Origin of the sequence: Nocardioides sp. LML1-1-1.1 (assembly GCF_040676175.1) — a bacterium.
In the GTDB taxonomy this organism is placed as follows: domain Bacteria; phylum Actinomycetota; class Actinomycetes; order Propionibacteriales; family Nocardioidaceae; genus Nocardioides.
Genome location: NZ_JBEGHK010000001.1, coordinates 545,063 through 568,516, shown reverse-complemented (window position 1 = coordinate 568,516; position 23,454 = coordinate 545,063). Strand labels below are relative to the sequence as shown.

Genomic DNA, 23,454 nt, shown 5'->3' with positions numbered 1-23,454 from the left:
CGCGATGAGCAACGAGTTCAAGCTGCCCGACGTCGGCGAGGGCCTCACCGAGGCCGAGATCGTCGCCTGGCGGGTCAAGGTGGGCGACACCGTCGCCGTCAACGACGTGGTCGTGGAGATCGAGACCGCCAAGTCGATCGTCGAGCTGCCGTCGCCGTACGCCGGTGAGGTGCTCGCCCTGCTCGTCCGCGAGGGCGACACGGTCGAGGTCGGCACGCCGATCATCCGGATCGGCGCGCCGGACGGGTCCGCGGCCGCGCCGGCCCCGGCGCCTGCGCCGGAGCCCTCGCGGGGCCCGGAGATCATCGACACCAACATCCCGCCCACCGGCCAGGCCACCCTGGTCGGCTACGGCCCCAAGCAGCGCGCCCTCAAGCGCCGTGCCCGCAAGGCCGAGGCGCCCGCGGAGGCGATGGCGCCCGCCGTCACCGACCCGGCCGTCGAGGAGGTCGCTCCGGCAGTCCGGCCGCCGCGCGCCCTCGCGAAGCCGCTGGTGCGCCGCCTGGCCCGCGACCTGGGGGTCGACCTGACCGCGATCACGCCGACGGGGCCGAAGGGCACCGTCAGCAAGGAGGACGTGCTCGCTGCGGTCGACGGCCCCGCCCCGGCGCCGGCCGCCGCGTCCGCGCCGGCCGGCCGCGAGACCCGCGAGCCGGTCAAGGGGGTGCGCAAGCAGATGGCCGCCGCCATGGTGGCCTCCGCCTCGACCGCGCCGCACGTCACCGAGTGGGTCACCATCGACGCCACCGCCACGGTCGAGCTCGTCGCGCGGCTGCGCGCGCGCCGCGAGCTCGCCGACGTCAAGGTGAGCCCGCTGCTGGTGGTGGCGCGCGCGTGCCTGCTCGCGCTGCGTCGTACGCCGCTGGTGAACTCCACCTGGGACGAGGCCGCGCAGGAGGTCGTCGTCAAGCACTACGTCAACCTCGGCATCGCCGCCGCGACGCCGCGCGGGCTCGTCGTGCCGAACATCAAGGACGCCGACGCGCTCGCCCTCGTCGACCTCGCCCGTGCCCTGGAAGCACTCACCGCCACCGCCCGCGAGGGCCGCACCCAGCCCGCCGACCTGGCCGGCGGGTCGTTCACGATCACCAACGTCGGGGTGTTCGGGGTCGACGGCGGCACCCCGATCATCAACCCCGGCGAGTCCGCGATCCTCTGCCTCGGCGCGATCAAGGCCCAGCCCTGGGTGGTCCCTTCGACAGGCTCAGGGCAAGGGGCGTACGAGGTCGTGCCGCGGCAGGTGATGACCCTCGCGCTGTCCTTCGACCACCGGCACATCGACGGGGCGACGGGGTCGCGGTTCCTCGCCGACGTCGCGGGCATCGTGGAGGACCCGGCGACGGCGCTGCTGTTCTAGTCCGTGGAGCTCCACACGCCGCGGGGCGGCGAGGCGAGGCGTCAGCCCCGCCGGGCCCGCTTCACGTCGTACATCGCCGCGTCGGCGCGGCGGAAGGCGTCGGCGACGGTGCGCTCACCGGGGCCGGTGAAGGCGTGCCCGATCGAGGCGGCGATGCCCTCGGTGGCGAGCGCGTCCGCGAACCGGGCGAAGTGGGAGGGGAGGTCGTCGACGGCGACGTTGTTGGTCAGGATCGCGAACTCGTCGCCGCCGTAGCGGGCGACCCGGTCCTGGGCGGTGCAGGCGTTCCGCAGCGCGTTGGCGGTACGGACCAGCAACGCGTCCCCCGCCTGGTGCCCGAGCACGTCGTTGGCCGCCTTGAGACCGTCGAGGTCGACGACCGCGACGGCGACCGGGTCGCCGAAGGCCGCGACCCGCTGCTGGGCGTCGGCGACGATCGCCTCCCAGCCGCGCCGGTTGACCAGGCCGGTGAGCTCGTCGGTGTCGGCCAGCGCGGCGGCGAGCGCGGCCCGGCGGCGCTCGCGGTCGGCGGTCCGGGCGATGGTGAGCTGCGAGGAGAGCAACGTGCTGAGCAGCTCGACGAGGTCGGCGTCCACGGCGTCGACGCCGGGCAGCGGCTCCGCGCCGACGCCGCACAGGACGCCGAAGAGGGCGCCCTCGTCGGTGATCGGGAAGCCGACGTAGGCACGCACGTCTCCGGCATCGGGCAGCGGGGCGTAGTCGGGGTTGCGCAGGGCGTCGGGCACCACGTGGTCGGCGCCGTCGCTCATCCGGCGGCAGAAGGTCACGTCCCACGGCAACCGGTCGCCGGTCTCGAGCAGGGTGTCGTGGTGCACGTGGACGTGCACCTGCTCCCCGCCGGCGACCCGGGAGACCGACCAGTCCCGCAGCGGCGTACGACGGCTCAGGTAGCCCACCACGTGCTGGGCCGCCTCCGCGAACGCCTCGGCGCCCACCGCGGTCGAGTCCTCCCACCGCGCGCGCTCGACGGGTGCGGTCACGACGTCCATGCTCGCTGGATCGGCGCGGGACCCGCGGGTCTGAGGATCGCGGCCAGGCGGGCCTGCTTCGCGGCGAGCGCGTCCTGCTCGGCCGCGAGCCGGGCGCCGAGCGCGTCGAGCTCGGTCACCAGGTCGGGGCACAGGTCCACGGTGGCCTCGCCGACGCAGTCGAGGTAGCGCCGGATCAGGTCGGTGCCGACCCCGGCCGCGGTCATCGTGCGCACCTGCGCGGCCCGCGCCACGTCGCTCGCGTCGTACTCCCGGTAGCCGCCGGCCGTCCGTGCCGGCGCCAGCAGGCCGGTGTCCTCGTAGTGCCGCAGCGCCCGCGGGCTCACGCCCGCGCGCCGTGCCGCCTCCGCGATCCGCACGTCCCCTCCTGGTGGCTTGACCTTCACGCCGGCGTCAACCCGTACGGTCCGGCGCATGTCCACAACGTCCCGCCGGGCCGCGATCATCCACGGCTACGGCGCCACGCCCGCCGACCACTGGTTCGGCTGGCTCGCCGACCGGTTGGCCGCGGACGGCCTCACCCCGACCGTACCCGCGCTGCCCGACCCCGAGCACCCCGTCGCGGCGCGCTGGCAGGAGGTCGCGGGCGCCGCGATCGGCGTGCCGGAGGCGGGGTCGGTCGTCGTCGCGCACAGCCTCGGCTCGCTCACCGTGCTGCGGCACCTGCTCGCCGTGCCGGGGGAGTGGCGGCTCGGCACCCTGGTGCTGGTCGCGGGCTTCGCCGAGCCGGTCCCGGGCTTCGCGGCGCTCGACGAGTTCGTGGGCGGGCCCACCGATGTCCGCGCCGTCGCCGACCGGGTCGACCGGGTCGTGGTGATCCGCTCGGACGCCGACCCGGTCGTGCCGACCGGCCTCACCGACCGGCTCGCGGCCCAGCTCGGCGTCACCGCCCGGGTGGTGCCCGGCGCCGGCCACTTCCTCGCCGCGGAGGGCGTGACGGCGCTGCCCGAGGCGGATGCCGCTATCCGTCGGTGAGCCGGACCAGGCCGACGATCGTGGCGACGTACAGCGCCCCGTCGGGGCCGAGGTAGATCGACGCGTAGTGGTTGTTCCACTGGATGCCGGTCCCGGTGAGCCGGCTCCACGCGGTCCGGCCGGTGCGGATGTCGATCGCGGTGACGTACCAGGCGTCGAGCAGGTCGGCCCGCGGCGGCTTGGAGTAGACGTAGACCAGGCCGTTGCCGAGCGAGGCCTTCGGCACCGAGGTGGGCGCGGTGACCGGGCTGGTCCACGCGACGTGGCAGCCGTCGGGGTCGATCATGACCCGCGCGATGCCCGGGGTCGTCGACCTGCCGAGCAGCGTGGACTGGACGCCGGCGTAGCCGTAGTTGTTCTCGATGATCAGCGAGTCGCCCGCCGCCACCAGGCTGTTCTCCGTCGTGCTGGCGCCGGAGGCGAGCACCGGCACCGAGCAGTGCGCTCGCTCGGCGACACCCTGGCGGCGGTCGTAGACGAGGACGTGGCTCTGCGGCTCGGCGTTGTCGGCGATGGCGATCCAGCGCTCGCCGATCAGGGTCGGTGAGGTGCCGGAGCCCTGGGAGAGCATGCCGGGCTTGGTCGTCGTACCGCGGTCGTAGGGGATGGCCCAGGTGATCGCGGGCGTGCCGTCGGCCGCCGCGTCGAGCCGGTAGGTCTGGTGGGTGGAGACGAAGTAGACGCCACCGGTCTCGTCGCTGGAGACGGAGTTGTAGATCCCCTCGCCCTCGGGCAGCTCGAGCGCCTTCACCGCGCCGGTGGTCCGGTCGAGCGTGCCGACGGTGCCCTGCTGGCTGAACCACCAGACCCGGCCGGACCAGTCGACGCCGGTGGCGACCAGGCAGTCACCCTTCGCCAGGTGCCCGGCGAGCGGCCAGGTGCGCCCCTTGACCAGGCCGCCGGCGGCGGTCACCTGCACCTCCGCGATCGAGGCGTCGGTGGTCGTGGCGTAGGCGCGGTCCTGGCCGTCGAGGAAGAAGTAGGTGCCCCCGCAGATGTCGGTGAACGGGTTGGCCGCCTTGGTGAGGTCACGCGCGGAGAGCTGCAGCTGCGAGATCGCGTGCAGGCTGACCGGGTCGATCACCATCAGGGTGAAGCCCTCGAGCCCACCGCAGAGGCCGACGATCCGGTCGCGGGAGTCGAAGGCCATCGTGGCGCACTCCCGGATGCCGTACGACGCGGTGCGCATCGTCAGTGCCCGCCCGGTCGGCCCGGACACGGCGTACGCGTCGGTGCTGTAGGCGTCGTTGTGCATGCTGCTGCGGCCGTTGGGTGCGAGGAACGGGTTCTGCGGGACCGGCGGCGCGTCGAGCGGCTGCGCGGTGACCGGGGTGCCGGTGAAGCGTGGCACCAGCAGGTCGGTCGGCAGCGGCGGGATGGGCAGGCCCGGGACCGTCGGCAGCGCGGGCAGGCCCGGCAGCGTGAAGCCGTCGGCGTGCGTCGGGGTGGCGGTGAGGGTCAGGGCGAAGGCACAGGCGAGGGCCGCCAGGGAGCGCAGGCGCATCCCCGGAGAGTAGAACGTGTTCCAGTCCGGGCGGAAGGCCTGCCAGGCAAAGCCGTCAGTCGCGCGACGGGGTCTTCTCGCCGAGCAGCCAGTCGTCGAAGAAGTCCGAGAGCTCCTCGCCGGTGGTCTCCTCGATCCAGTCCCAGTACTCCTCGCGGTCGGCGTTGCCGTTCTCCTGCGCCGCCGGCCACTCGCGCAGCACCTGGAAGAACCTGCGGTCGCCGATCTGCTCCCGCAGCTCCTGCCACATCAGGGCCGGGCCGTAGTAGATGTTGCCGTCGCCGAACTGCTTCGGGTCGTACGCCGCGGGCGGGCCCGAGCCGGCGCGCAGCGAGACCTCGAAGTCGGCCCACTCGTCCATCTTCTCCGCGACCGGCACGCCCTCCTGCTCGGCCTCCCACATGCCCTGGAGGTACATCGCCATGCCCTCGTTCATCCACACGTCGGACCAGTCGGCGGGGGTGACCGTGTCGCCGTACCAGTGGTGGGCGGCCTCGTGGACGACGACCTCGGGCGACAGGCTGTAGGGGGTGTCGCCGAGGGTGACCATGGTCTGGGTCTCCATGCCGCTGTCGTTGTCGACGACGACGATCCCGAAGGTGTCGAAGGGGTAGGGCCCGAGGCTCTTCTCCAGCCAGTCGATCGCCTCCGGCGCGGTGCCGGTGCCACCGGGCAGTGCCTCGCCGTCGGCGGGCGCCCAGACCTGGATCGGCACGCCGCTGGCGGACTCCAGGTCGGTGCGCTGGTAGTCGCCGAACGCCACCGTCACCAGGTACGACGACGCCGGCTCCGCCAGGTGCCACCGGTTCGTCGTCCGCCCGCCCGTCTTCGTCGAGCGGGTCAGCTCGCCGTTGGCGACGCCCTGCCAGGGCGCGTCGACGGTGAGCGTGAAGTCGTAGAGCGCCTTGTCGGCGGGCTGGTCGTTGACGGCGTACCAGGTGAAGGCGCCGTAGGGCTCCTGCAGCGTGGAGGTCTCGTGGTCGTCGCTGATGCTCCAGCCGACGCCCTGGGTGAAGTCGCTGCGCTGGCTCGGCGCCGGCGCGGTCCGCGGGGTGCCGGCGTAGGTCAGCGCGAGGGTGTACTGCCGGTCCTTGGTCACCGGGTGCCGGATGGTGAGGTGGGTGCCGTCGACCTCGTGCGCGGCGGGCTCGCCGTCGACGGTGAGGGCGGAGATCCTCAGGTCCTCGTTGAAGTCGAGCGGGATGGTGGCGGCGTCGGCGGTGGCGCGGAAGACGAGCCGCTGGTCGCCCGTGAGCCGGTCCTCCGCCGGCTCCCAGGTGAGGCCGAGGTCGTAGTGCAGGGCGTCGACGAGCGGGTCGCCGACGTCGGGGTAGACCGAGTCCTCGCGGGTCTCGCTGCGGGCGCTGCCGTAGGGACCGGCCGGCGTGCCGGTCGCCGTCGACGTCGGCGTCGGGGTGCCGGACGGGAGGGCGTCGGGATTGGTCGCGAGGGCGCCGCACCCGGCGAGCGCGAGCGCGAGGGCCGAGCACGCGAGCAGGCGGGCGGTGCGGGTCACGAGCGACATTCTGCCTGCCGGGCGCGAACCTGACAGGAGTTCACGTTCCGGTGTTACCCTCCGCGGACTCGTTCGTTGGGTGATCGAGATCACGCGGCCAGGAGGACGGCATGGGCAGAGTGCGCGAGACCGAGGCGTCACGACGGGTCGGCCTGGCCGTCGTCGCGGCCCTGTCCGTCATCGGGGTCGCCGCCCTGGTGCCGGTCACCGGCGCCGGCGGCACGACCTCGCTGGCGGCCGCTGCCGAGCAGGACAAGTCCGACCGCGGCGTCCCGCACGACGACGCCTACCTCGCGCCGCACCGGCACGACGACCCGGCCACCAAGAACGACGTGGCCCGCGGGCTCGCCGTCGGCGAGGAGGCCGTCGACCCGACCACGGCCGCCGAGCGCACCGCCGCCGAGGCGTACGTCGCGAGCGAGCGCGCGCTGCCCGACCCGAGGCTGGTCACCGTGCCGGCGTACCCGGCCCGGACCGCCGTGCCCGCCGACCGCTACGCGATGGCCGGCGGCTGCTACACGCTCGCCGCGTCCGGCTCCACCTTCGGGCCCTACTACTTCAAGGCGACCCGGCTCGGCGGCTACCTGCTGCACACGCCCGCGGGCGAGCTCTCCGCGCCGGGCCTGGCGGTGGCGCCCGCCGCCAAGCCGACCGCGGCCTCGGACTGGACCGCGACCCAGGTCGCCGGCGGGTTCCGCTTCGACCTCGGCGCGGGCAAGGTGCTCACCGTCTCCGGCGGCAAGCTGGTGCGGGGTGCGGGCACCACCTTCGCGCTGCGCACGGCGAGCGGCTGCCCGTCGTACCCGGAGGCGGCGATCAACGTCACCGGCGACCCGTTCGCGGGGGAGACGACCTACCAGGAGGTGCGCGGCTTCGTCGACGCCCACACCCACGGGATGGCCTTCGAGTTCCTCGGTGGCAGCGTGCACTGCGGTCGTCCGTGGCACGCCTACGGCGCTCCGTACGCCCTCGTCGACTGCCCGGACCACACCCTCACCCAGGGCAAGGGCGCGCTGCTGGAGTCGGTGCTGTCGAACAAGGCCTCGCACGACCCGGTCGGCTGGCCGACCTTCAAGGACTGGCCGGCGCCGGAGTCGCTGACCCACGAGGGCACCTACTACCGCTGGCTGGAGCGCGCCTGGCGCGGCGGGCAGCGGGTCTTCGTCAACCTGCTCGTCGAGAACAACAAGCTCTGCCAGCTCTACCCGATCAAGCGCAACTCCTGCGACGACATGGACTCGATCCGGTTGCAGGCGGCCGACATGCTGAAGATGCAGGACTACGTCGACGCCCAGTTCGGCGGCCCGGGCAAGGGCTTCTACCGGATCGTGAAGGACCCCTTCGAGGCGCGCCGGGTCGTCAACAGCGGCAAGATGGCCGTGGTCATGGGCATCGAGACCTCGATCCCGTTCGGCTGCACGTACAAGAAGCTGCTCGGCAAGGACTTCCCGGCCTGCACGGCCGCCGAGATCGACGCCAACCTCGACGAGATGAAGGCGCTCGGGGTCCGGCAGATGGAGCTGGTCAACAAGTTCGACAACGCCCTGGCGGGGGTCGCCGGCGACTCGGGTGCGATCGGGCCGCTGGTCAACACCGCGAACTTCCTGGAGACCGGGTCGTTCTGGGCGATGGAGCACTGCGAGCCGGCGGACGGCGAGTCCGCGGACAACCCGCAGATCGCGGTGCTGCCGAACCTCGACGCCAACCAGCAGGACGCGCTCTTCGGTGCCGTGGGCAAGATCCTCGGCCTGCTCCCGGCGACCCCGCTCTACGGGCCGCCCGCGCACTGCAACAAGCGCGGGCTCACCGAGCTCGGCGTGCACACCATCGCCGGGCTGGCGAAGCGGAACATGGTCTTCGACCCCGACCACCTCTCGGTCAAGGCCCGCGCGGCATCGATGGACGTGATCGAGGACCTCGGCTACCCGGGCGTCATCTCCAGCCACTCCTGGTCCACGCCGGACACCTACCCGCGGATCTACCGGGCGGGCGGCTTCATCACGCCGTACGCCGGCGACTCGACCGGCTTCGTCGCCAAGTGGCGCCGGCACCTGGGCTGGGCCGACCCGCGCTACTACTTCGGCTTCGGCTTCGGCGCCGACATCAACGGCCTCGGCGCCCAGGGTGACCCGCGCGGCGCGGACGTCGCCAACCCGGTCACCTACCCGTTCACCGGGCTCGGCGGGGTGCGCGTCGACAAGCAGCAGGCCGGGCAGCGGACCTGGGACATCAACGTCGACGGGGTCGCGCAGTACGGCCTCTACCCGGACTGGGTCGAGGACCTGCGCAAGATCGCCGACGCCCAGCAGCCCGGCGACGGCGCCAAGATCGTCGACGACATGGCCCGCGGCGCGGAGGCCTACCTGCAGATGTGGGAGCGGACGTACGGCGTACGACCCGACTCGTGCCGCAACGCGGACCTGCGCAAGGACGTCGCCGCGGTCCGCGGCCTGGTGCGTGCCGGGATGAGCACCGAGGCCGTGCTGCGCGCGGTGGGTCAGCCGCACGAGCGGCTCGGGACGACGTACCGCTTCTGCGCGAGGACGGCGACGCGGGCGAACGTGCCGGTGGCGGTCACCTTCTCGAAGGCCGGCGCGGTCACCGGGATCGTGTTCTCCTGAGTCATCCCTGAGGTGATCGTCACGCTCCGGGAGAAGTTACCTGCCGGTAGGATCCGGAGACGATCCGCCGCGCACGGTGCCGTTGGTAAGGCTTGCCTTCGGTTCGCCGTACCGGTGGATGGCAATAGGCTCGGCCCGCCGCACCTGTGCGCGCACCTGATCCAGACGAGTGGAGAAGTCCGAAGATGCAGACCGTTGCGATCATCGTCTCGCTGACCATCTCGGTCGTCGCCATCGCCCTGACCGCTCGCGCGGTCGCCGCGATGCTCGGCGTCATCCGGAAGGGACAGCCCGCGCCGGGGCGCACCGGCAACCCGGTCGGCCGCACGCTGACGATGTTCAAGGAGACCTTCCTCCACACCCGGATGCTCCAGTGGACCTGGGTCGGCATCCTGCACTGGTTCGCGTTCGCGGCGTTCATCGCGCTCTCGACCGCGGTCGCGGCGGCGTTCCCGCAGCTGTTCGACCCGGAGTGGACGATCCCGGTCCTCGGCAAGTGGTGGATCTACGAGTGGGTCGCCGAGCTGCTCGGCCTGCTCGGCACGCTCGCGATCATCCCGCTGATCATCTACCGCCTCACCCACCGACCCGACAGCCTCGGCCGCAAGAGCCGGTTCTTCGGCTCGACCATGTGGCAGGCCTACTTCGTCGAGGCGATGGTGCTCCTGGAGAGCTCCGCGATCCTCTTCATCCGCGGCGCCGAGTACAACCTCGCCAAGGCCCACGGCGGCGAGGCCGCCGAGCACGCCGACGGTTTCCACTTCCCGGTCTCGCAGCTCTTCGGCAACCTCTACCCGACCGGCCACGAGTCGATCGGCACGCTGGAGAACATCATCTTCTTCATCGCGATGGTGAAGATCACCAGCGCGATGATCTGGCTGATCGTCATCTCCAGCAACCTGACGATGGGTGTCGCCTGGCACCGCTTCACCGCGTGGTTCAACATCTGGTTCAAGCGTGAGGAGAGCGGTCGTACGGCGCTCGGCGCGGTCAAGCCGCTGACCTCCGGCGGCAAGGCGATCACCCTCGACGACATCGACGACCTCGACGAGGACGCCACCCTCGGCGCCGGCTCCATCTGGGACTTCTCCTGGAAGGACATCCTCGACTTCACCACCTGCACCGAGTGCGGCCGCTGCCAGTCGCAGTGCCCCGCGTGGAACACCGAGAAGCCGCTCTCGCCCAAGCTGATGATGATGGCGATGCGCGAGGAGGCCTACGCCGTCGCCGGTGGCGCCGAGCCGCGGGCCCTGGTCGGGCAGACCGAGCACGAGCAGTCCGACGGCGTCCTCGACTACTTCTACAACCCCGAGGGCGGCGACTTCGTCGTCGACGAGGACGCCCTGTGGGCCTGCACCAACTGCGGTGCGTGCGTCCAGCAGTGCCCCGTCGACATCGAGCACGTCGACCACTTCGTCGACATGCGTCGCTACCAGGTGCTCGTCGAGTCCAACTTCCCCTCCGAGCTCAACGGCCTCTTCAAGGGCCTGGAGAACAAGGGCAACCCGTGGAACATGTCCGCCACGGCGCGTCTGGACTGGGCCAAGGACCTGCCGTTCGAGGTCAAGGTCGTCGGCGACCAGATCGAGGACCTCGAGTCCGTCGACTGGCTGTTCTGGGTCGGCTGCGCCGGCGCCTACGAGGACCGGGCCAAGAAGACGACCCGCGCCGTCGCGGAGCTCCTCGACCTGGCCGGCGTCTCCTTCGGCGTGCTGGGCAACGGAGAGACGTGCACCGGTGACTCGGCCCGTCGTGCCGGCAACGAGTTCGTGTTCCAGGGCCTGGCCCAGCAGAACATCGAGACGCTCACCGAGGCGAAGGCCAAGAAGGTCGTCTCCACCTGCCCGCACTGCATGAACACGCTCAAGAACGAGTACCGCGACCTCGGCATCGAGCTCGAGGTCATCCACCACACCCAGCTGCTCAACCGGCTGGTGCGGGAGGGCAAGCTGACCCCCGTCGCCGGTGGCGCGGGCGCGCACAGCCGCAAGATCACCTACCACGACCCCTGCTTCCTGGGTCGCCACAACCAGGTCTACACGCCGCCGCGCGACCTGCTGCAGATCCTCCCCGGCGCCGAGCTCGCCGAGATGGAGCGCAACTCCGAGAAGTCCTTCTGCTGCGGCGCCGGTGGTGCCCGCATGTGGATGGAGGAGAAGATCGGCGAGCGGATCAACCTGAACCGCACGGCCGAGGCGGTCGGCACCGGTGCCGACCAGGTCGCGGTCGGCTGCCCGTTCTGCCGGGTGATGCTCTCCGACGGCCTCACCAAGATGCAGGCCGACGGCGAGGCGCGCGAGGAGGTCGAGATCCTCGACGTCGCGCAGATGCTGCTCGCCTCCGTCAAGGACGAGATGGCCACGAAGCTCGCGCCCGGTGCCGGTACGCCGGTCCAGGCCAAGGCCGCTCCCGCCGCCGCTCCGGAGAAGTCCGAGCCGGTCGAGACGAAGGCGGAGCCCGAGGCGGGCGACGTCACCGTCACCGAGGACACCGTCGTCGACACCGAGGACGTCGGCCCGGCCGCGAAGGCCTCCGGTGGCTCCTCCATGTTCGACGACCCGGGCTCGATGTTCGACGAGCCGGCGGCGACCGAGGCCAAGGCGGCTCCGGCGGAGGAGAAGGTGGCGGAGAAGCCCGCCTCGAAGCCTGCCGGGAGCGGCTCGCTCTTCGACGACTCCAGCTCGCTCTTCGACAGTCCGGCACCTGCGGAGGAGAAGCCCGCCGCCGCGAAGCCCGCCGACAAGCCTGCGGAGGAGGCGGCGGAGAAGCCCGCGGCCGACCTGGACGGTGGCGGCTCGCTGTTCGACGTCGCGCCGACGGCCGACGAGCCGAAGGCCGAGCCCGCGGCGGAGGCGCCCAAGGCCGACCCGAAGTCCGAGCTGAAGTCCGAGCCCGAGGAGCCCGCGGCCGACCTGGGCAGCGGCTCGCTGTTCGACATCGCGGCCCCGGCTGAGGAGGCCCCGGCCCCGAAGGCGGAGGAGCCCGCGGCGAAGGCCCCCGAGACCCAGCCGGAGGCCGAGGCGCCGAAGGCGGAGCCCAAGGCCGAGGAGCCCGCGGTCGACCTGGGCAGCGGCTCGCTGTTCGACATCGCCGCCCCGGCCGAGCCGGAGCCGGCGAAGCCCGCCGACGTCCCCGCGCCCGCCCCCGAGCCCGCTCCCGAGGAGGAGCCGGTCGAGGGCGACGCCCGCGAGGAGGAGGCGGAGACCGTCGCCGAGCCGCCGGCTCCGGAGCCCGCCGCCGAACCGGAGGCACCGGCGGACGCCGCCGCGTCCGCGAGCGCCTCCACGCCTGCCTCGGACGTGGACATCAACGCCATGGGCTCGCTCTTCGACATCGCCGCCCCCGAGGCGGCGGCCGTCGAGCGCCCGGCGCCCGCCGCGGAGGCGACCCCGGAGCCGGCCCCGGAGCCCGAGCCCGGGCCGGAAGCAGCCGCTGAGCCGGAGCCGGAGCCGGAGGCAGCCGCCGAGCCCGAGCCGGAGGCAGCCGCCGAGCCCGAGGAGAAGAAGCCCGCTCCGAAGCCGGCGTCCTCCGGCGAGGCCCACCAGCCCCGCACGGACGCCGACATCAACGAGACCGGCTCGCTCTTCGACCTCTGAGCAGGGCGAGGTTCCTGCCCTTTCCCGACGGTTCCTGGCTGTTGCAGCGGCCAGGAACCGTAGGAGTCCCGGGTGACCGGGGATTCCTGCACCCACCTCCTTTCGAGGGGTGTGACCGCGCTCACGGGCGAGGCACGATGGCTCCATGACCGAGCTGTCGTACGCCGCCGGAGAGACCACGACGCCCCTGCTGGACGAGACCATCGGGGCGGCCCTGGAGCGCACGGTCGGGCAGTGGCCGGACCGCGAGGCGCTGGTCGAGGTGGCGAGCGGGCGCCGGTGGACCTGGCGCGAGCTCGACCACGCCGTCGACCAGGTCGCGCGCGGCCTGCTCGCGCTCGGCATCGACCAGGGCGACCGGGTCGGGATGTGGGCGCCGAACTGCGCGGAGTGGACCATCGTCCAGCTCGCCGCGGCCAAGGCGGGCGCGGTGCTGGTGAACGTCAACCCGTCGTACCGCACCCACGAGCTGGCGTACGCCGTCAACCAGTCCGGGCTGCGCCTGCTGCTCACGCAGACCGCCTTCAAGACCTCCGACTACCGCGGCATGGTCGAGGAGGTCGTCGGCGGTGGTGAGGTGCCCGGCCTGGAGCGGACGATCTACGTCGACACCGACGACTGGCAGGACCTGGTCGCCGCCGGCGAGGGCCTGCCGGCCGACGCGCTGACCGAGCGGCAGCGCGGGCTGGGTGCGGGCGACCCGATCAACATCCAGTACACGAGCGGCACCACGGGTTTCCCGAAGGGCGCCACGCTCAGCCACCGCAACATCCTCAACAACGGCTTCTTCGTCACCGAGCTGATCGGGCTGACCGAGCAGGACCGGCTGCGCATCCCGGTGCCGTTCTACCACTGCTTCGGGATGGTGATGGCCAACCTGGGTTGCGTCACCCACGGCACCACGATGGTGATCCCGGCTCCCGGCTTCGACCCGGCGACGACGCTGCGCACGGTCGCCGACGAGCGCTGCACCGGCCTGTACGGCGTGCCGACCATGTTCATCGCGATGCAGAGCGCCCCCGACTTCGCGACCTACGACCTGAGCAGCCTGCGCACCGGGATCATGGCCGGCTCGATCTGCCCGGTCGAGGTGATGAAGCGCTGCGTGGACGACATGCACATGAGCGAGGTCTCGATCGCCTACGGCATGACCGAGACCAGCCCGGTGAGCTGCCAGACGCGCGCGGACGACGACCTCGACCGTCGTACGGCGACGATCGGGCGGGCCGCCCCGCACGTGGAGATCAAGATCGTCGACCCGGCGACCGGCGAGACCGTGCCGCGCGGGGAGGCGGGGGAGTTCTGCACCCGTGGCTACAGCGTCATGCTCGGTTATTGGGAGGACGCGGCCAAGACCGCCGAGGCGATCGACGCCGACGGCTGGATGCACACCGGCGACCTCGCCGTGATGCGCGAGGACGGCTACTGCAACATCGTCGGGCGGATCAAGGACATGGTGATCCGCGGCGGGGAGAACATCTACCCGCGCGAGATCGAGGAGTTCCTCTACACCCACCCCGACGTCGAGGACGTGCAGGTGGTCGGCGTCCCGGACGAGCGGTACGGCGAGGAGCTGTGCGCCTGGGTGCGGATGCGGGCCGGCGCCGCGCCGCTCGACGCGGCGGGCGTCAAGGAGTTCGCGACCGGGAGGCTCGCGCACTACAAGATCCCGCGCTACGTGCTGGTCGTCGAGGAGTTCCCGATGACGGTCACCGGGAAGATCCGCAAGGTGGAGATGCGCGAGCGGTCGGCGGAGCTGCTCGGCCTGGACTGACGTCACATCGGACTTGAAATGACGTCATCATGACGTCATAGTGGTGCACATGGACATCACGCCGTACGTCGACAGCCTCCGCCGGGACCTCCTGGCCGCCGCGGACAGCGCCGGCCCCGAGGCCCGGCAGGTCGCCGAGCGGCTGGGCTACGCGCTCGACCCGGCCGTCCGGCTCGCGGTCATGGAGGCGATCAGCCAGGCCGCCGCGGAGATCACGGCGGCGATGGCGAGCGGGGGCGTCGACGTCCGGCTGGCCGGGCGCGAGCTCGACTTCGTCGTCGACGCCGGGCAGCCCGTCTCACCACCGGACCCGGCGCCGGTGCCCGCGACGCCGCTCGCTGCCACGGAGGACGAGGGCCAGGCCCGGGTCAGCCTCCGGCTGCCCGAGTCGCTCAAGGCCCGCGCGGACGACCTGGCCGCGCAGGCCGGCCAGTCCCTCAACACCTGGCTGGTCAGCCTGGTCCGCGGCGCCACCGGCGAGCGGGCCGTCCAGGTCGACGTCGACGTCACCAGCCTCCCGTTCGGGGGCGAGTTCCCGTTCGGCGGCAAGCCCGGCAACCGCCGGATGACCGGCTGGCTCTGACCCCACCACCTCAGGAGATCCCCATGAACGGCGAACCCCTCGTCCGCACCTTCGACACCCCCGCCCCCATCGAGCTCTACGTCGAGAACGGCGCCGGCCGCGTCCTCGTCGTCGCCACCGGGACCACGACCACGCACGTCCGCGTCGCCGGCGCCCGCGCCGACGAGGCGACCGTCACCCGCGACCGCGACCGGGTCAGCGTCCTCGCGCCGAAGGGGCGCGGCGGGCTCTTCCGCGGTGACTCCTCGCTCGACATCGAGGTCGAGGTCCCGACCGGGAGCCGGCTGGTGACCAAGACCGGCAGCGCGGACGTCGAGGCCACGGGCGAGGTCGGCGAGACCAAGGTGCGCTCCGGCTCGGGGCACGTGCGCCTCGAGCACGTCGCCGGCGCGGCGGTCGTCGCCACCGGCTCCGGCGACGTCGAGGTCGGCGCGGTCACCGGCGCGCTGAAGGTCCGCAGCGGGTCCGGCACCGTCGTGGTCGGTGCGACGTCCGCCACCACCTCGATCTCCTCGGGCTCCGGCGACGTCCGGATCGGCCGCTCGGCCGGCGCGGTGGTGGTCAAGACCGGCTCCGGGGACCTGGAGGTCCTGGAGTCGGACCACGACATCGCGAGCACCACCGGCTCCGGCGCGGTCACGGTGCGCACCGCCCGCCGCGGCCGGATCAGCGCGAAGGGCGCCTCGGGCAACATCCTGGTCGGCGTCCCGGCCGGCACGCCGGTGTGGACCGACATCAGCACCGTCAGCGGCCGGGTCAGCTCGACGCTGCCCTCGGCCGGCGAGCCGGAGCCCGGCGCGGACCACGTCGAGGTCCGCGCCGTGACCGTATCGGGGAACGTCGCGCTCGTCCCCGCGTGACCGCGGTCACGGCGGGGCGTTGAACCTGCCGTGCACACCCGCCTGTCCCGTCCGGTCCGCCTGGTCGCCGTCCTCGTCGGGGTCCTGCTCGCCGCCGCCCTGCTGGTGCCCGCCGGCCCGTCCGCGCACGCGGCGACCGGCTGGACCCCGCGGCCGGAGCAGTACGCCGCCACGGTCACCACCCGCGACCTCGCGATCCGGATGGACGACGGCGTCGTCCTGCGCGGCGACCTGCAACGCCCGGCCGGTGCCGACGGCAAGCCCGTCGCCACGCGGCTGCCGGTCATCGTCACGATCACGGCCTACAACAAGACCGTGATCGCGGGCGGCGCCGGCGCGGTGCTGGCGGGCGCCGACCCGGCGTACCTCGTCAAGCGCGGCTATGCCCAGCTCACCGTCGACGCCCGCGGCACGGGCAGCTCGCAGGGCCAGTGGGCCGCGTTCAGCGCCCGTGAGGGCAAGGACGCCGGCGCGATCGTCAACTGGGCGGCGGCGCAGCCGTGGAGCAACGGCAAGGTCGGGATGACCGGGGCGTCGTACATGGGCATCTCGCAGCTGTTCGCCGCCGAGCAGCAGCCGCCGGGGCTCAAGGCGATCTTCCCGCAGGTGCCCGCCGCCGACGTCTACCGCGACGTGGTCGCCTCGGGCGGCCAGATCGACGTCGGCTTCATCCCGCTGTGGCTGGGCCTGGTCACCGCGACCGGCGTCATCCCGCCGGCGTACGGCGTCCAGGAGCCCGCCGCGGGCTTCAAGGCCCTCACCGACCACCTCGCCGGCGCGCTCGGCTTCACCCTGCCGCTCGCGCTCACGGCGCTGCTCGGCGGGGAGCCGGCCTACGACGGCCCGTTCTACGCCGAGCGCTCGCCGATCACCGCGATCGACAAGGTGAAGGTGCCGACCTTCCTCATCGGCGGCGAGTACGACCTCTTCCAGCGCGGCACCCCGCTCGACTTCGAGCGGATCCAGCGCAACGGCGTCCCCACCAAGCTGATCCTCGGCCCGTGGAACCACCTCCAGGGCTCCTCGGGCGCCGAGGTCGGCAAGGCCGGCTACGGCACGCTCGCCGAGCTGCAGCTGCGCTGGTTCGACCAGTACATCAAGGGCATCGACGGCAAGCTCGACCAGATCGCGCCGCTGACCTACTACGAGCAGGGCTCGGGCACGTGGGTCAAGAAGGCGAAGTGGATCGACACCGACCTCAGCGCGCGGGAGTACCGGCTCTCCGGCACCTCCGCCGTCGGCGGCCAGTCCGGCGGCCTGGTCACCGGTACGCCGGCCGCGGGCTCCTCGATCGTCCCGCCGCTCCCGGTCACCGGGCTGTGCACCCGCTCGGCCGACCAGTGGACCGCGGGCCTGCCCTCGACCCTGCTGAGCGGGCTGCCCTGCTTCACCGACAACAAGCTCAACGACCTCGGCGGCCTGACCTTCGACACCGCGCCGGTCACCACGCCGGTGCGGATCCAGGGCCCGGTCAACGCCCGGCTCTACGTCTCCTCGCCGACCGGTGACGGCATGCTGTCGGTCGCCGTCGAGGACGTCGCCCCCGACGGCACGGTCAGCCGGCTGACCGGGGGCTGGCAGGTCATCTCGCACCGCGCGCTCGACACCACGAGGTCGCGCTACCTCGGCGGCAAGCTGCTCCAGCCGCACCACCCGTTCACCAAGGCCGCGCAGGCCAGGCTGGCCGCCGGCCAGGTGGCGCCGGTGGACGTGGAGGTGTTCCCGACGGGGGCGGTGATCAAGCCCGGCCACAGGCTGCGGGTCGCCGTGCAGGCCTTCGACGTCCCGCACCTGCTCTCGCCGTTGACCGACCTGCTGGGCCAGCTGGTGCCGGTGACGGTGCGGACCGGGCCGTCGTACCCGTCGGCGATCACGGTCGCCGTACGGCCCTGACCCGGTGGTCTGAGTCAGGAGCGCATGGAGACGCCCTGGCGCCAGTAGCCCATGAAGGCGACCTGGCTGCGGTCCAGGCCGAGGTCGTTGACGAGCTTGCGGCGCAGGCCGGTGACGACCTTGGACTCGCCGGCGATCCAGGCGTAGAGGCCGGCGAACGGCGCCCCGTCGGTCGGTACGGCGGTGGCGGCGGCCACCTGCTCGCCGGAGGAGGAGTAGACCGGGGTCTCCCACAGGTCCGGGTCGATCTCCTCGTCGGTGACCTCGACCGCCTCGGTGGGCGCGCTGCCGGTCAGGTGCGCGAGCACCTCCGCGTGCAGCTCCTCGCCGCGGGCGCGGCCGTTGCGGGGCAGCCACGTCACGCTCACCCCGGCCGGCGCGGCGACGTCGTCGAGCACGTCGCCGTCGACCGGCACCTCCAGGAAGGCCGCGCCGGTCGCGTCGGCCGGCAGGTCGCGCAGCACGCCGCGGATGGCGGGGACCGCGGTCTCGTCACCGACGAGCAGCAGCCGCGAGGCGGCGCCGGGCGACCACTCGATGCCGCCGAACTCGTGCCCGCGCCGCGGCGCCATCACGACCAGTCGCTGGCCCGGCGCGGCCTGCAGCGCCCAGGTGTTGCCGGCGCCGTCGAGCGGGTCGTCGCCGTGCCCCTCGGACTCGTGGACGACGATGTCGACCACCAGGCGGGTGTCGGTGCCCTCACCGACGACGTCGCGCACCGTGTAGGTGCGCATCGAGCCGCGCTCGTCCTCGGGGATCTCGATCCAGGAGGTCCACCACGACTCGTCGGCGTTCGCGAACGACGGCAGGTTGCCGGCGGCGTTGGGGAAGATGATCTTGATCCGCTGGTCGAGCACCGGGCCCGGCGTACCGAACTCGGCGAGGGCGTCCCCACCCAGCTCGACCCGGACGAAGGACGGCGTGACGCGCTCGGCCCGGACCACCTCCACCTCGCTGAGGATGAGGGGCAGGGTGGCGACGTACGCGTTCTCCACGGTCATGAGGTCAGGCTAACCTAACCTCGGTGACGGAGGATCAGATGGTCGTCCGGTGGAAGCTCTGGAAGGAGCGCGACGGGGTCGGCCCGCGCTGGCCCTGGTAGCGCGACCCGTACTTCTCCGAGCCGTACGGGTGCTCGCTCGGCGAGGACAGCCGGAAGAAGCAGAACTGGCCGATCTTCATGCCCGGGTAGAGCTTGATCGGCAGCGTCGCCACGTTCGCCAGCTCGAGGGTCACGTGCCCGGAGAAGCCCGGGTCCACGAAGCCCGCGGTCGCGTGGGTCAGCAACCCGAGCCGGCCCAGCGAGGACTTGCCCTCGACCCGCGCCGCGATGTCGTCCGGCAGCGTCACGACCTCGTACGTCGAGCCGAGCACGAACTCGCCCGGGTGCAGGATGAACGGCTCGTCGCCCTCCGGCTCGACCACCCGGGTGAGGTCGGACTGGTCCGCCGCCGGGTCGATCGAGGGGTACTTGTGGTTGTCGAAGACCCGGAAGAACCGGTCCAGCCGCACGTCGATCGACGACGGCTGCATCATGGCCGGGTCGTAGGGGTCGAGAGCGACCCGTCCGGCGTCGATCTCGGCGGTGATGTCGCGGTCGCTGAGCAGCACGTCCCGCACCCTACCTGCCGGTACCGGTGCCGAGTGGTGGCGATCACGGGCGCACAATGCGGGAGTGACCTTCTCCAAGTACGTCGCCCTGGGCGACTCGTTCACCGAAGGGGTCGGTGACCCCGACCCGGCGCGTCCCAACGGCCTGCGGGGATGGGCCGACCGGACGGCGGAGGCGCTGGCGCTCGCGGCCGCCCGCGAGGGCGCCGGCTTCGGCTACGCCAACCTCGCCATCCGCGGACGCAAGCTGCCCGCGATCATCGACGAGCAGGTCGACGCCGCGCTCGCCCTCGGACCCGACCTCGTCTCCATCCACGGCGGTGGCAACGACGTGCTGCGGCCCAAGGTCGACATCGACGCCCTCGCGGCGACGTACGACGAGGCGGTGGGGCGGCTCGCCTCCGACGGTGCGCACGTCGTGATGTTCACGATCGCCGACCCGGGGCTGAACTCGGTCATCAAGGTGATCCGCGGGCGCACCGCGATCTTCAACGAGTGGGTGCGCGAGATCGCCGAGAAGCACGACGCCACCGTCGTCGACATGTGGCGGATGCGCGACTGGACCGTCGCCGAGGTGATGGACGAGGACCGGCTGCACCTCAACGCGGTCGGGCACCAGCAGATCGCGATCGCCGCGCTGGACGCGCTGGGCGTGGCTCACGACCTCCGGCCGATCCCGCCCGCCGTCGTACCGGTGCTGAGCGGGCGTGAGCAGCGTGCGGCCAACATCGCCTGGGCCCGCACCCACCTCGCGCCGTGGGTCCAGCGGCGGGTCACCGGGCGCTCCTCGGGCGACGGGGTGGAGCCGAAGCGACCTTCCCTCGCACCCATCGGGTAGCATCCTCCACGCTCCGGGCGACCGGGGTCTGCGGATGTAGCTCAGTTGGTAGAGCGTCAGCTTCCCAAGCTGAATGTCGCGAGTTCGAACCTCGTCATCCGCTCCAGGACCACTGCCGGGTCGAAGGGCGCCATGACCTCCCACTCGAGCCTCTCCTCGGGGCGCCCCGCGCTGCGCGCGCTGGTGCCGCTGCTGGCCCTCGTGCTCCTCGGCGTCGTCGCGGCGACCACGTGGTACCGCTCCGACGACGCCCGTCTGCACCGCCTCGTCGACGACCTGCGCGAGCGCCGGGGCGTCGTGGCCTCGGTCGAGGTCGGCGACACCGGCGTGCGGGAGGTGCGGCTGACCGACCGGGCGAGCGTGGCCGAGGTCGAGGACGTGCGCGAGCGGCTGGCCGAGGCCGAGGTGTCCCCGCGGATCCGGGTGGGGGAGGTGCGGGTGGACCTCGCCGAGCTCCGCGAGCTCGCGCCGTTGGCGGTGCGCCTCGCGGACGTCTACGCCGGTCCGGTGACGGTGGAGGCACGGGTCGTCAGCCGTGAGCAGTGGGTGACGGTCGACTTCGCCTGGCCGCCCGAGGGTGGCGCCGCCCCTCGACCAGCCGAGGGGGCGGCCGCCGTGCTCGCCGTGCTGGACGCGCTCGGCGAGGGTGAGCTGCCCCCGGACCTCTCCGTGGTCGGCGCCGCCCGCGCGACCAAGGAGCTCGACCTCGTCCACGTCGACCGTGCCGCGCTGGAGCGCCTCGACACGACGGCCGCCGCCCTGCGCCGGGTGGCCGCCACCGACCCCGAGCACACCATCAGCTGCGACGAGGAGGGATGCCGTGCCGGCTGACGACTGAGCCCGGTGTCCGCCGTACCCTCCTTGACGTGGAGTTCTCCGGTTTCCCCGTCGCTGCCCTCGACTTCTACGACGACCTCGAGGTCGACAACACCAAGTCGTTCTGGGAGGCGCACAAGGACGTCTACGCCGAGCAGGTGAAGGCACCGATGGTCGCGCTGACGGACGCACTGGCCCAGGAGTTCGGCGGGGCGAAGGTGTTCCGGCCCTACCGCGACGTGCGCTTCGCCAAGGACAAGACGCCGTACAAGACCCACCAGGGCGCGTTCGTGGGGGTCGGCCCCGCCACCGGTTGGTACGTCGAGGTGGCCGCGCCCGGCGTCCGGGTGGGCGGCGGCATCTACGAGGCGGGTGGCGAGCGACTGGCCGCGATCCGCGAGGCGATGGCCGACGACAAGTCCGGAAAGGCCCTGCAGCGGATCCTGCGCGACCTGGAGCGCGGTGGCTTCGAGGTGGCGGGGGAGCGGCTGAAGACGGTGCCCCGCGGCTACGACAAGGAGCACCCGCGGATCGAGCTGCTGCGCATGAAGACGGTGCTGGGCATGCGGTCCTACGGGTTCGAGCCGTTCGTGCACACCCCGGAGCTGCTCGACCGAGTCCGCGACGACTGGCGCCGGCTGCGCCCGCTGATCAACTGGCTGGAGGCCGCGACCACCTGAGGAGCGACTAGCCGACCCGGCCCAGGAACGCGGCGAGGTTCGTGGTCAGCCGGTCGATCCGCTGGTCGACCGTGAGCGACTCCGGCAGCCGCTCGGTGTCGGGCTTGCGGCGCCCGCGGACGTAGAGCGAGCACTGGAGGTCGGCGCAGACGTAGGTCCCCACCGAGTCGCCGTTCTGGCCGGCCTTGCCGGCGCGGGGCGCGACCAGCAGCACGACGCCGCCGGGCGGGTGCGGGGTCAGGCAGATCGTGCAGAGGTTCTTGCGGGGCACGCCGGCGCCGCCGTCCGAGGCGCGCAGCACGATGCCGCGCAGGCCCCCGTCGTACGGCGCGACCAAGTAGCCGCGGGTGCGGGACTGCGGGTCGCGCCAGCCGAGGAAGTCGAGGTCGGCCCACGGCTGGTCGGGCAGGCCGCGGGGGACGTTCAAGCGCTTCGCCTCGCCCTTGGAGCAGTTGACGAAGGACGCGCGGATCTCTGGCTCGGTCAGGGGGCTCACGTCTATCCACACTACGAGCACGCGCCACTCCTTTTCGCCGAGCGCCCGGCAGGCCGGGGCCAGACCGGGGCTCAGGCCGGGGCTCAGGCGGAGGTGAAGCTCGCCATCGTCCGCTCGGGCTCCCAGAACGCCTTCATCGACTTCACCCGGCCCTCGTCGTCGACGACGTAGACCATGATCAGGTCGGTCGTCGTGTGCGAGCCGTCCGGGAAGGAGGTCTTGATCCGGCCGATGTTGGCACAGGTGTTGCTGCCGGGGTTGGCGAAGGAGTCGTCGATCTGGAACTCGAAGGTGCCGATCGGTGCGATCGCCTTCTCCCAGAACGCCGAGATCCCGGCGTGGCCGTGGTGTCCGGCGCCCTCGGGGTCGAACATCGACGGGCCGACGGGGTCCTCGAGGACGGCGTCCTCGGCGTACACCGTCAGCCACTCGGCGAGGTCGCCCTTGGCGACGGCGGAGTACGAGCGCTGGGAGGCCGCGCGCGCCGGGTGCGGGTCGTTCGGGGCGTTCCAGACGATCGCGTCGGAGGTGATCATGGAGCCAGCGTAGGGCGAATCTAGAACAGGTTCTAGTGCAGCACGCCACATCCCCCGCCCGCCCGCCGGACACCTGTGGTTCACGGAGCGCTCACCGGCCCCTGGCACGGTGCGAGCATGGCCAAGAAGCCCAAGGCGTGGATCCACGTCGGCATGCCCGGTGCCGGTGACGTCATCGAGCCGGCGCTCGCCCACCACCACGGCGCGCTCGTCGAGCTCGGCGTCGCGTCGATCGCGCAGACCCCGGCGGAGAGCTTCCGCGCGGCGGTGGAGATGACCCGCTCGCACAAGGACTGGGGCCTGAAGCGTTCCGACGTCGAGGGCCAGTGGGTGCGTCTCGTGCGCCGCGCCCAGAAGTCCAGGTCGGACCTCGTCTTCAGCCAGTCGCTGCTCGCGAACGCCACGCCCGAGCAGGTCGCCCTGCTCATCGACGCCCTCGCCGGCCACCAGCTCCACGTCGTCGTCACCACCGGCATCGACGACGAGGCCGACACCGTCGCCCGCTGGACCTCCGCGGTCCGCAAGCCCGAGCGGCTACACGTCCTGGAGACCGACGGGCTCGACGGCCAGCAGGTCTGGAAGGCGTTCGGCAAGCTCATCGGCTTCGGCACGTCCTCCCTGCGCCTCGACGAGGTCCCGCACGCCACCCCGGTGTTCGAGTCCCTGCCCGACGCGCTGCGTGAGCTGGAGCGCCTGGCCCGCCGCAACGCCTCGCTCGAGGTCCGGCTGGAGGAGCTCGACCGCAAGCGCCGCAAGCTGAAGCGCAAGCTCGGCGAGGTCGCCTGACC

The 23,454-nt window shown here is 72.5% G+C and carries 20 protein-coding genes and 1 tRNA gene; 13 read left to right on the top strand and 8 right to left on the bottom strand.

Features of this window, described 5'->3' with window-relative positions; genetic code table 11:
• Positions 1-4: 4 nt before the first annotated feature.
• Positions 5-1,357 carry a dihydrolipoamide acetyltransferase family protein gene (locus MRBLML1_RS02790; protein ID WP_364511056.1) on the top strand — a complete coding sequence of 451 codons (1,353 nt, stop codon included), beginning with the start codon at positions 5-7 and terminating at the stop codon, positions 1,355-1,357.
• Between the two features lie 41 nt (positions 1,358-1,398).
• Here the strand turns inward: MRBLML1_RS02790 and MRBLML1_RS02785 are convergent, their stop codons facing one another.
• Positions 1,399-2,358 carry a sensor domain-containing diguanylate cyclase gene (locus MRBLML1_RS02785; RefSeq protein WP_364511053.1) on the bottom strand — a complete coding sequence of 320 codons (960 nt, stop codon included), beginning with the start codon at positions 2,356-2,358 and terminating at the stop codon, positions 1,399-1,401.
• Entirely contained in the window at positions 2,355-2,726 is a 372-nt protein-coding gene (locus MRBLML1_RS02780; RefSeq protein ID WP_364511050.1) for a MerR family transcriptional regulator, read from the bottom strand. The genes MRBLML1_RS02785 and MRBLML1_RS02780 overlap by 4 nt, the downstream gene beginning before the upstream one ends.
• A 55-nt stretch (positions 2,727-2,781) precedes the next feature.
• Between MRBLML1_RS02780 and MRBLML1_RS02775 the strand changes: the two genes are divergently transcribed.
• The gene (locus MRBLML1_RS02775) at positions 2,782-3,342 is read left to right on the top strand and encodes an RBBP9/YdeN family alpha/beta hydrolase (protein WP_364511048.1); all 561 of its coding nucleotides are present in this window, start codon (positions 2,782-2,784) and stop codon (positions 3,340-3,342) included.
• Here MRBLML1_RS02775 and MRBLML1_RS02770 read toward each other — a convergent pair.
• A complete protein-coding gene (locus MRBLML1_RS02770) occupies positions 3,329-4,846 on the bottom strand; it encodes a hypothetical protein (protein WP_364511046.1) in 1,518 nt (505 codons plus the stop codon). The genes MRBLML1_RS02775 and MRBLML1_RS02770 overlap by 14 nt on opposite strands.
• 55 nt (positions 4,847-4,901) lie before the next feature.
• A complete protein-coding gene (locus tag MRBLML1_RS02765) occupies positions 4,902-6,362 on the bottom strand; it encodes a M1 family metallopeptidase (protein WP_364511043.1) in 1,461 nt (486 codons plus the stop codon).
• Between the two features lie 110 nt (positions 6,363-6,472).
• Between MRBLML1_RS02765 and MRBLML1_RS02760 the strand changes: the two genes are divergently transcribed.
• The 6 genes from MRBLML1_RS02760 to MRBLML1_RS02735 all read left to right on the top strand — a co-directional run bounded on the left by MRBLML1_RS02760 (position 6,473) and on the right by MRBLML1_RS02735 (position 17,689).
• A complete protein-coding gene (locus MRBLML1_RS02760; protein WP_364511040.1) occupies positions 6,473-8,983 on the top strand; it encodes a hypothetical protein in 2,511 nt (836 codons plus the stop codon).
• Between the two features lie 185 nt (positions 8,984-9,168).
• Positions 9,169-12,579, top strand: coding sequence for a (Fe-S)-binding protein (locus tag MRBLML1_RS02755; RefSeq protein WP_364511037.1), 3,411 nt, complete (start codon positions 9,169-9,171; stop codon positions 12,577-12,579).
• A gap of 145 nt (positions 12,580-12,724) precedes the next feature.
• Positions 12,725-14,353, top strand: a complete 1,629-nt coding sequence (locus tag MRBLML1_RS02750; protein WP_364511034.1) for an AMP-binding protein — start codon at positions 12,725-12,727, stop codon at positions 14,351-14,353.
• Positions 14,354-14,402: 49 nt separating this feature from the next.
• Positions 14,403-14,936: a pilus assembly protein HicB gene (locus MRBLML1_RS02745; protein WP_364511031.1), complete on the top strand. Its 534-nt coding sequence runs from the start codon at positions 14,403-14,405 to the stop codon at positions 14,934-14,936.
• 23 nt (positions 14,937-14,959) lie between these two features.
• Positions 14,960-15,796: a DUF4097 family beta strand repeat-containing protein gene (locus MRBLML1_RS02740; protein WP_364511028.1), complete on the top strand. Its 837-nt coding sequence runs from the start codon at positions 14,960-14,962 to the stop codon at positions 15,794-15,796.
• A 30-nt stretch (positions 15,797-15,826) separates the two neighbouring features.
• The gene (locus MRBLML1_RS02735; protein WP_364511025.1) at positions 15,827-17,689 is read left to right on the top strand and encodes a CocE/NonD family hydrolase; all 1,863 of its coding nucleotides are present in this window, start codon (positions 15,827-15,829) and stop codon (positions 17,687-17,689) included.
• A gap of 14 nt (positions 17,690-17,703) precedes the next feature.
• On the opposite strand, the gene MRBLML1_RS02730 is transcribed toward MRBLML1_RS02735, so the two are convergent.
• Positions 17,704-18,690, bottom strand: coding sequence for a siderophore-interacting protein (locus MRBLML1_RS02730; RefSeq protein WP_364511023.1), 987 nt, complete (start codon positions 18,688-18,690; stop codon positions 17,704-17,706).
• 34 nt (positions 18,691-18,724) lie between these two features.
• Positions 18,725-19,300: a dCTP deaminase gene (gene dcd / locus MRBLML1_RS02725; RefSeq protein WP_364511020.1), complete on the bottom strand. Its 576-nt coding sequence runs from the start codon at positions 19,298-19,300 to the stop codon at positions 18,725-18,727.
• A gap of 64 nt (positions 19,301-19,364) precedes the next feature.
• Here dcd and MRBLML1_RS02720 point away from each other — a divergent pair, with 64 nt between their 5' ends.
• The 4 genes from MRBLML1_RS02720 (at position 19,365) to MRBLML1_RS02705 (ending at position 21,634) form a co-directional block, all read left to right on the top strand.
• The gene (locus MRBLML1_RS02720) at positions 19,365-20,138 is read left to right on the top strand and encodes an SGNH/GDSL hydrolase family protein (RefSeq protein ID WP_364511018.1); all 774 of its coding nucleotides are present in this window, start codon (positions 19,365-19,367) and stop codon (positions 20,136-20,138) included.
• Between the two features lie 30 nt (positions 20,139-20,168).
• Positions 20,169-20,244 (top strand) — tRNA-Gly (locus tag MRBLML1_RS02715).
• Positions 20,245-20,270: 26 nt separating this feature from the next.
• Positions 20,271-20,969, top strand: a complete 699-nt coding sequence (locus MRBLML1_RS02710) for a hypothetical protein (protein WP_364511016.1) — start codon at positions 20,271-20,273, stop codon at positions 20,967-20,969.
• 35 nt (positions 20,970-21,004) lie between these two features.
• Entirely contained in the window at positions 21,005-21,634 is a 630-nt protein-coding gene (locus tag MRBLML1_RS02705) for a DUF2461 domain-containing protein (RefSeq protein ID WP_364511013.1), read from the top strand.
• Between the two features lie 7 nt (positions 21,635-21,641).
• Here MRBLML1_RS02705 and MRBLML1_RS02700 read toward each other — a convergent pair whose 3' ends face one another.
• Together MRBLML1_RS02700 and MRBLML1_RS02695 are read right to left on the bottom strand one after the other, a co-directional pair.
• Positions 21,642-22,130 carry an FBP domain-containing protein gene (locus MRBLML1_RS02700; protein ID WP_364511011.1) on the bottom strand — a complete coding sequence of 163 codons (489 nt, stop codon included), beginning with the start codon at positions 22,128-22,130 and terminating at the stop codon, positions 21,642-21,644.
• An 83-nt stretch (positions 22,131-22,213) separates the two neighbouring features.
• A complete protein-coding gene (locus MRBLML1_RS02695) occupies positions 22,214-22,666 on the bottom strand; it encodes a nuclear transport factor 2 family protein (RefSeq protein ID WP_364511008.1) in 453 nt (150 codons plus the stop codon).
• Positions 22,667-22,783: 117 nt separating this feature from the next.
• Between MRBLML1_RS02695 and MRBLML1_RS02690 the strand changes: the two genes are divergently transcribed.
• Complete coding sequence (locus MRBLML1_RS02690) at positions 22,784-23,452, top strand: hypothetical protein (protein ID WP_364511005.1); 669 nt, start codon at positions 22,784-22,786, stop codon at positions 23,450-23,452.
• Positions 23,453-23,454: the final 2 nt, after the last annotated feature.

What these genes read in the sequence shown, in the direction of transcription:
- MRBLML1_RS02790 (WP_364511056.1), top strand. Translation starts at nt 5, where the DNA reads ATGAGCAACGAGTTCAAGCTGCCCGACGTCGGCGAGGGCCTCACCGAG.
- MRBLML1_RS02775 (WP_364511048.1), top strand. Translation starts at nt 2,782, where the DNA reads ATGTCCACAACGTCCCGCCGGGCCGCGATCATCCACGGCTACGGCGCC.
- MRBLML1_RS02770 (WP_364511046.1), bottom strand. Translation starts at nt 4,846, where the DNA reads ATGCGCCTGCGCTCCCTGGCGGCCCTCGCCTGTGCCTTCGCCCTGACC.
- MRBLML1_RS02760 (WP_364511040.1), top strand. Translation starts at nt 6,473, where the DNA reads ATGGGCAGAGTGCGCGAGACCGAGGCGTCACGACGGGTCGGCCTGGCC.
- MRBLML1_RS02755 (WP_364511037.1), top strand. Translation starts at nt 9,169, where the DNA reads ATGCAGACCGTTGCGATCATCGTCTCGCTGACCATCTCGGTCGTCGCC.
- MRBLML1_RS02750 (WP_364511034.1), top strand. Translation starts at nt 12,725, where the DNA reads ATGACCGAGCTGTCGTACGCCGCCGGAGAGACCACGACGCCCCTGCTG.
- MRBLML1_RS02745 (WP_364511031.1), top strand. Translation starts at nt 14,403, where the DNA reads ATGGACATCACGCCGTACGTCGACAGCCTCCGCCGGGACCTCCTGGCC.
- MRBLML1_RS02740 (WP_364511028.1), top strand. Translation starts at nt 14,960, where the DNA reads ATGAACGGCGAACCCCTCGTCCGCACCTTCGACACCCCCGCCCCCATC.
- MRBLML1_RS02730 (WP_364511023.1), bottom strand. Translation starts at nt 18,690, where the DNA reads ATGACCGTGGAGAACGCGTACGTCGCCACCCTGCCCCTCATCCTCAGC.
- MRBLML1_RS02710 (WP_364511016.1), top strand. Translation starts at nt 20,271, where the DNA reads ATGACCTCCCACTCGAGCCTCTCCTCGGGGCGCCCCGCGCTGCGCGCG.
- MRBLML1_RS02695 (WP_364511008.1), bottom strand. Translation starts at nt 22,666, where the DNA reads ATGATCACCTCCGACGCGATCGTCTGGAACGCCCCGAACGACCCGCAC.
- MRBLML1_RS02690 (WP_364511005.1), top strand. Translation starts at nt 22,784, where the DNA reads ATGGCCAAGAAGCCCAAGGCGTGGATCCACGTCGGCATGCCCGGTGCC.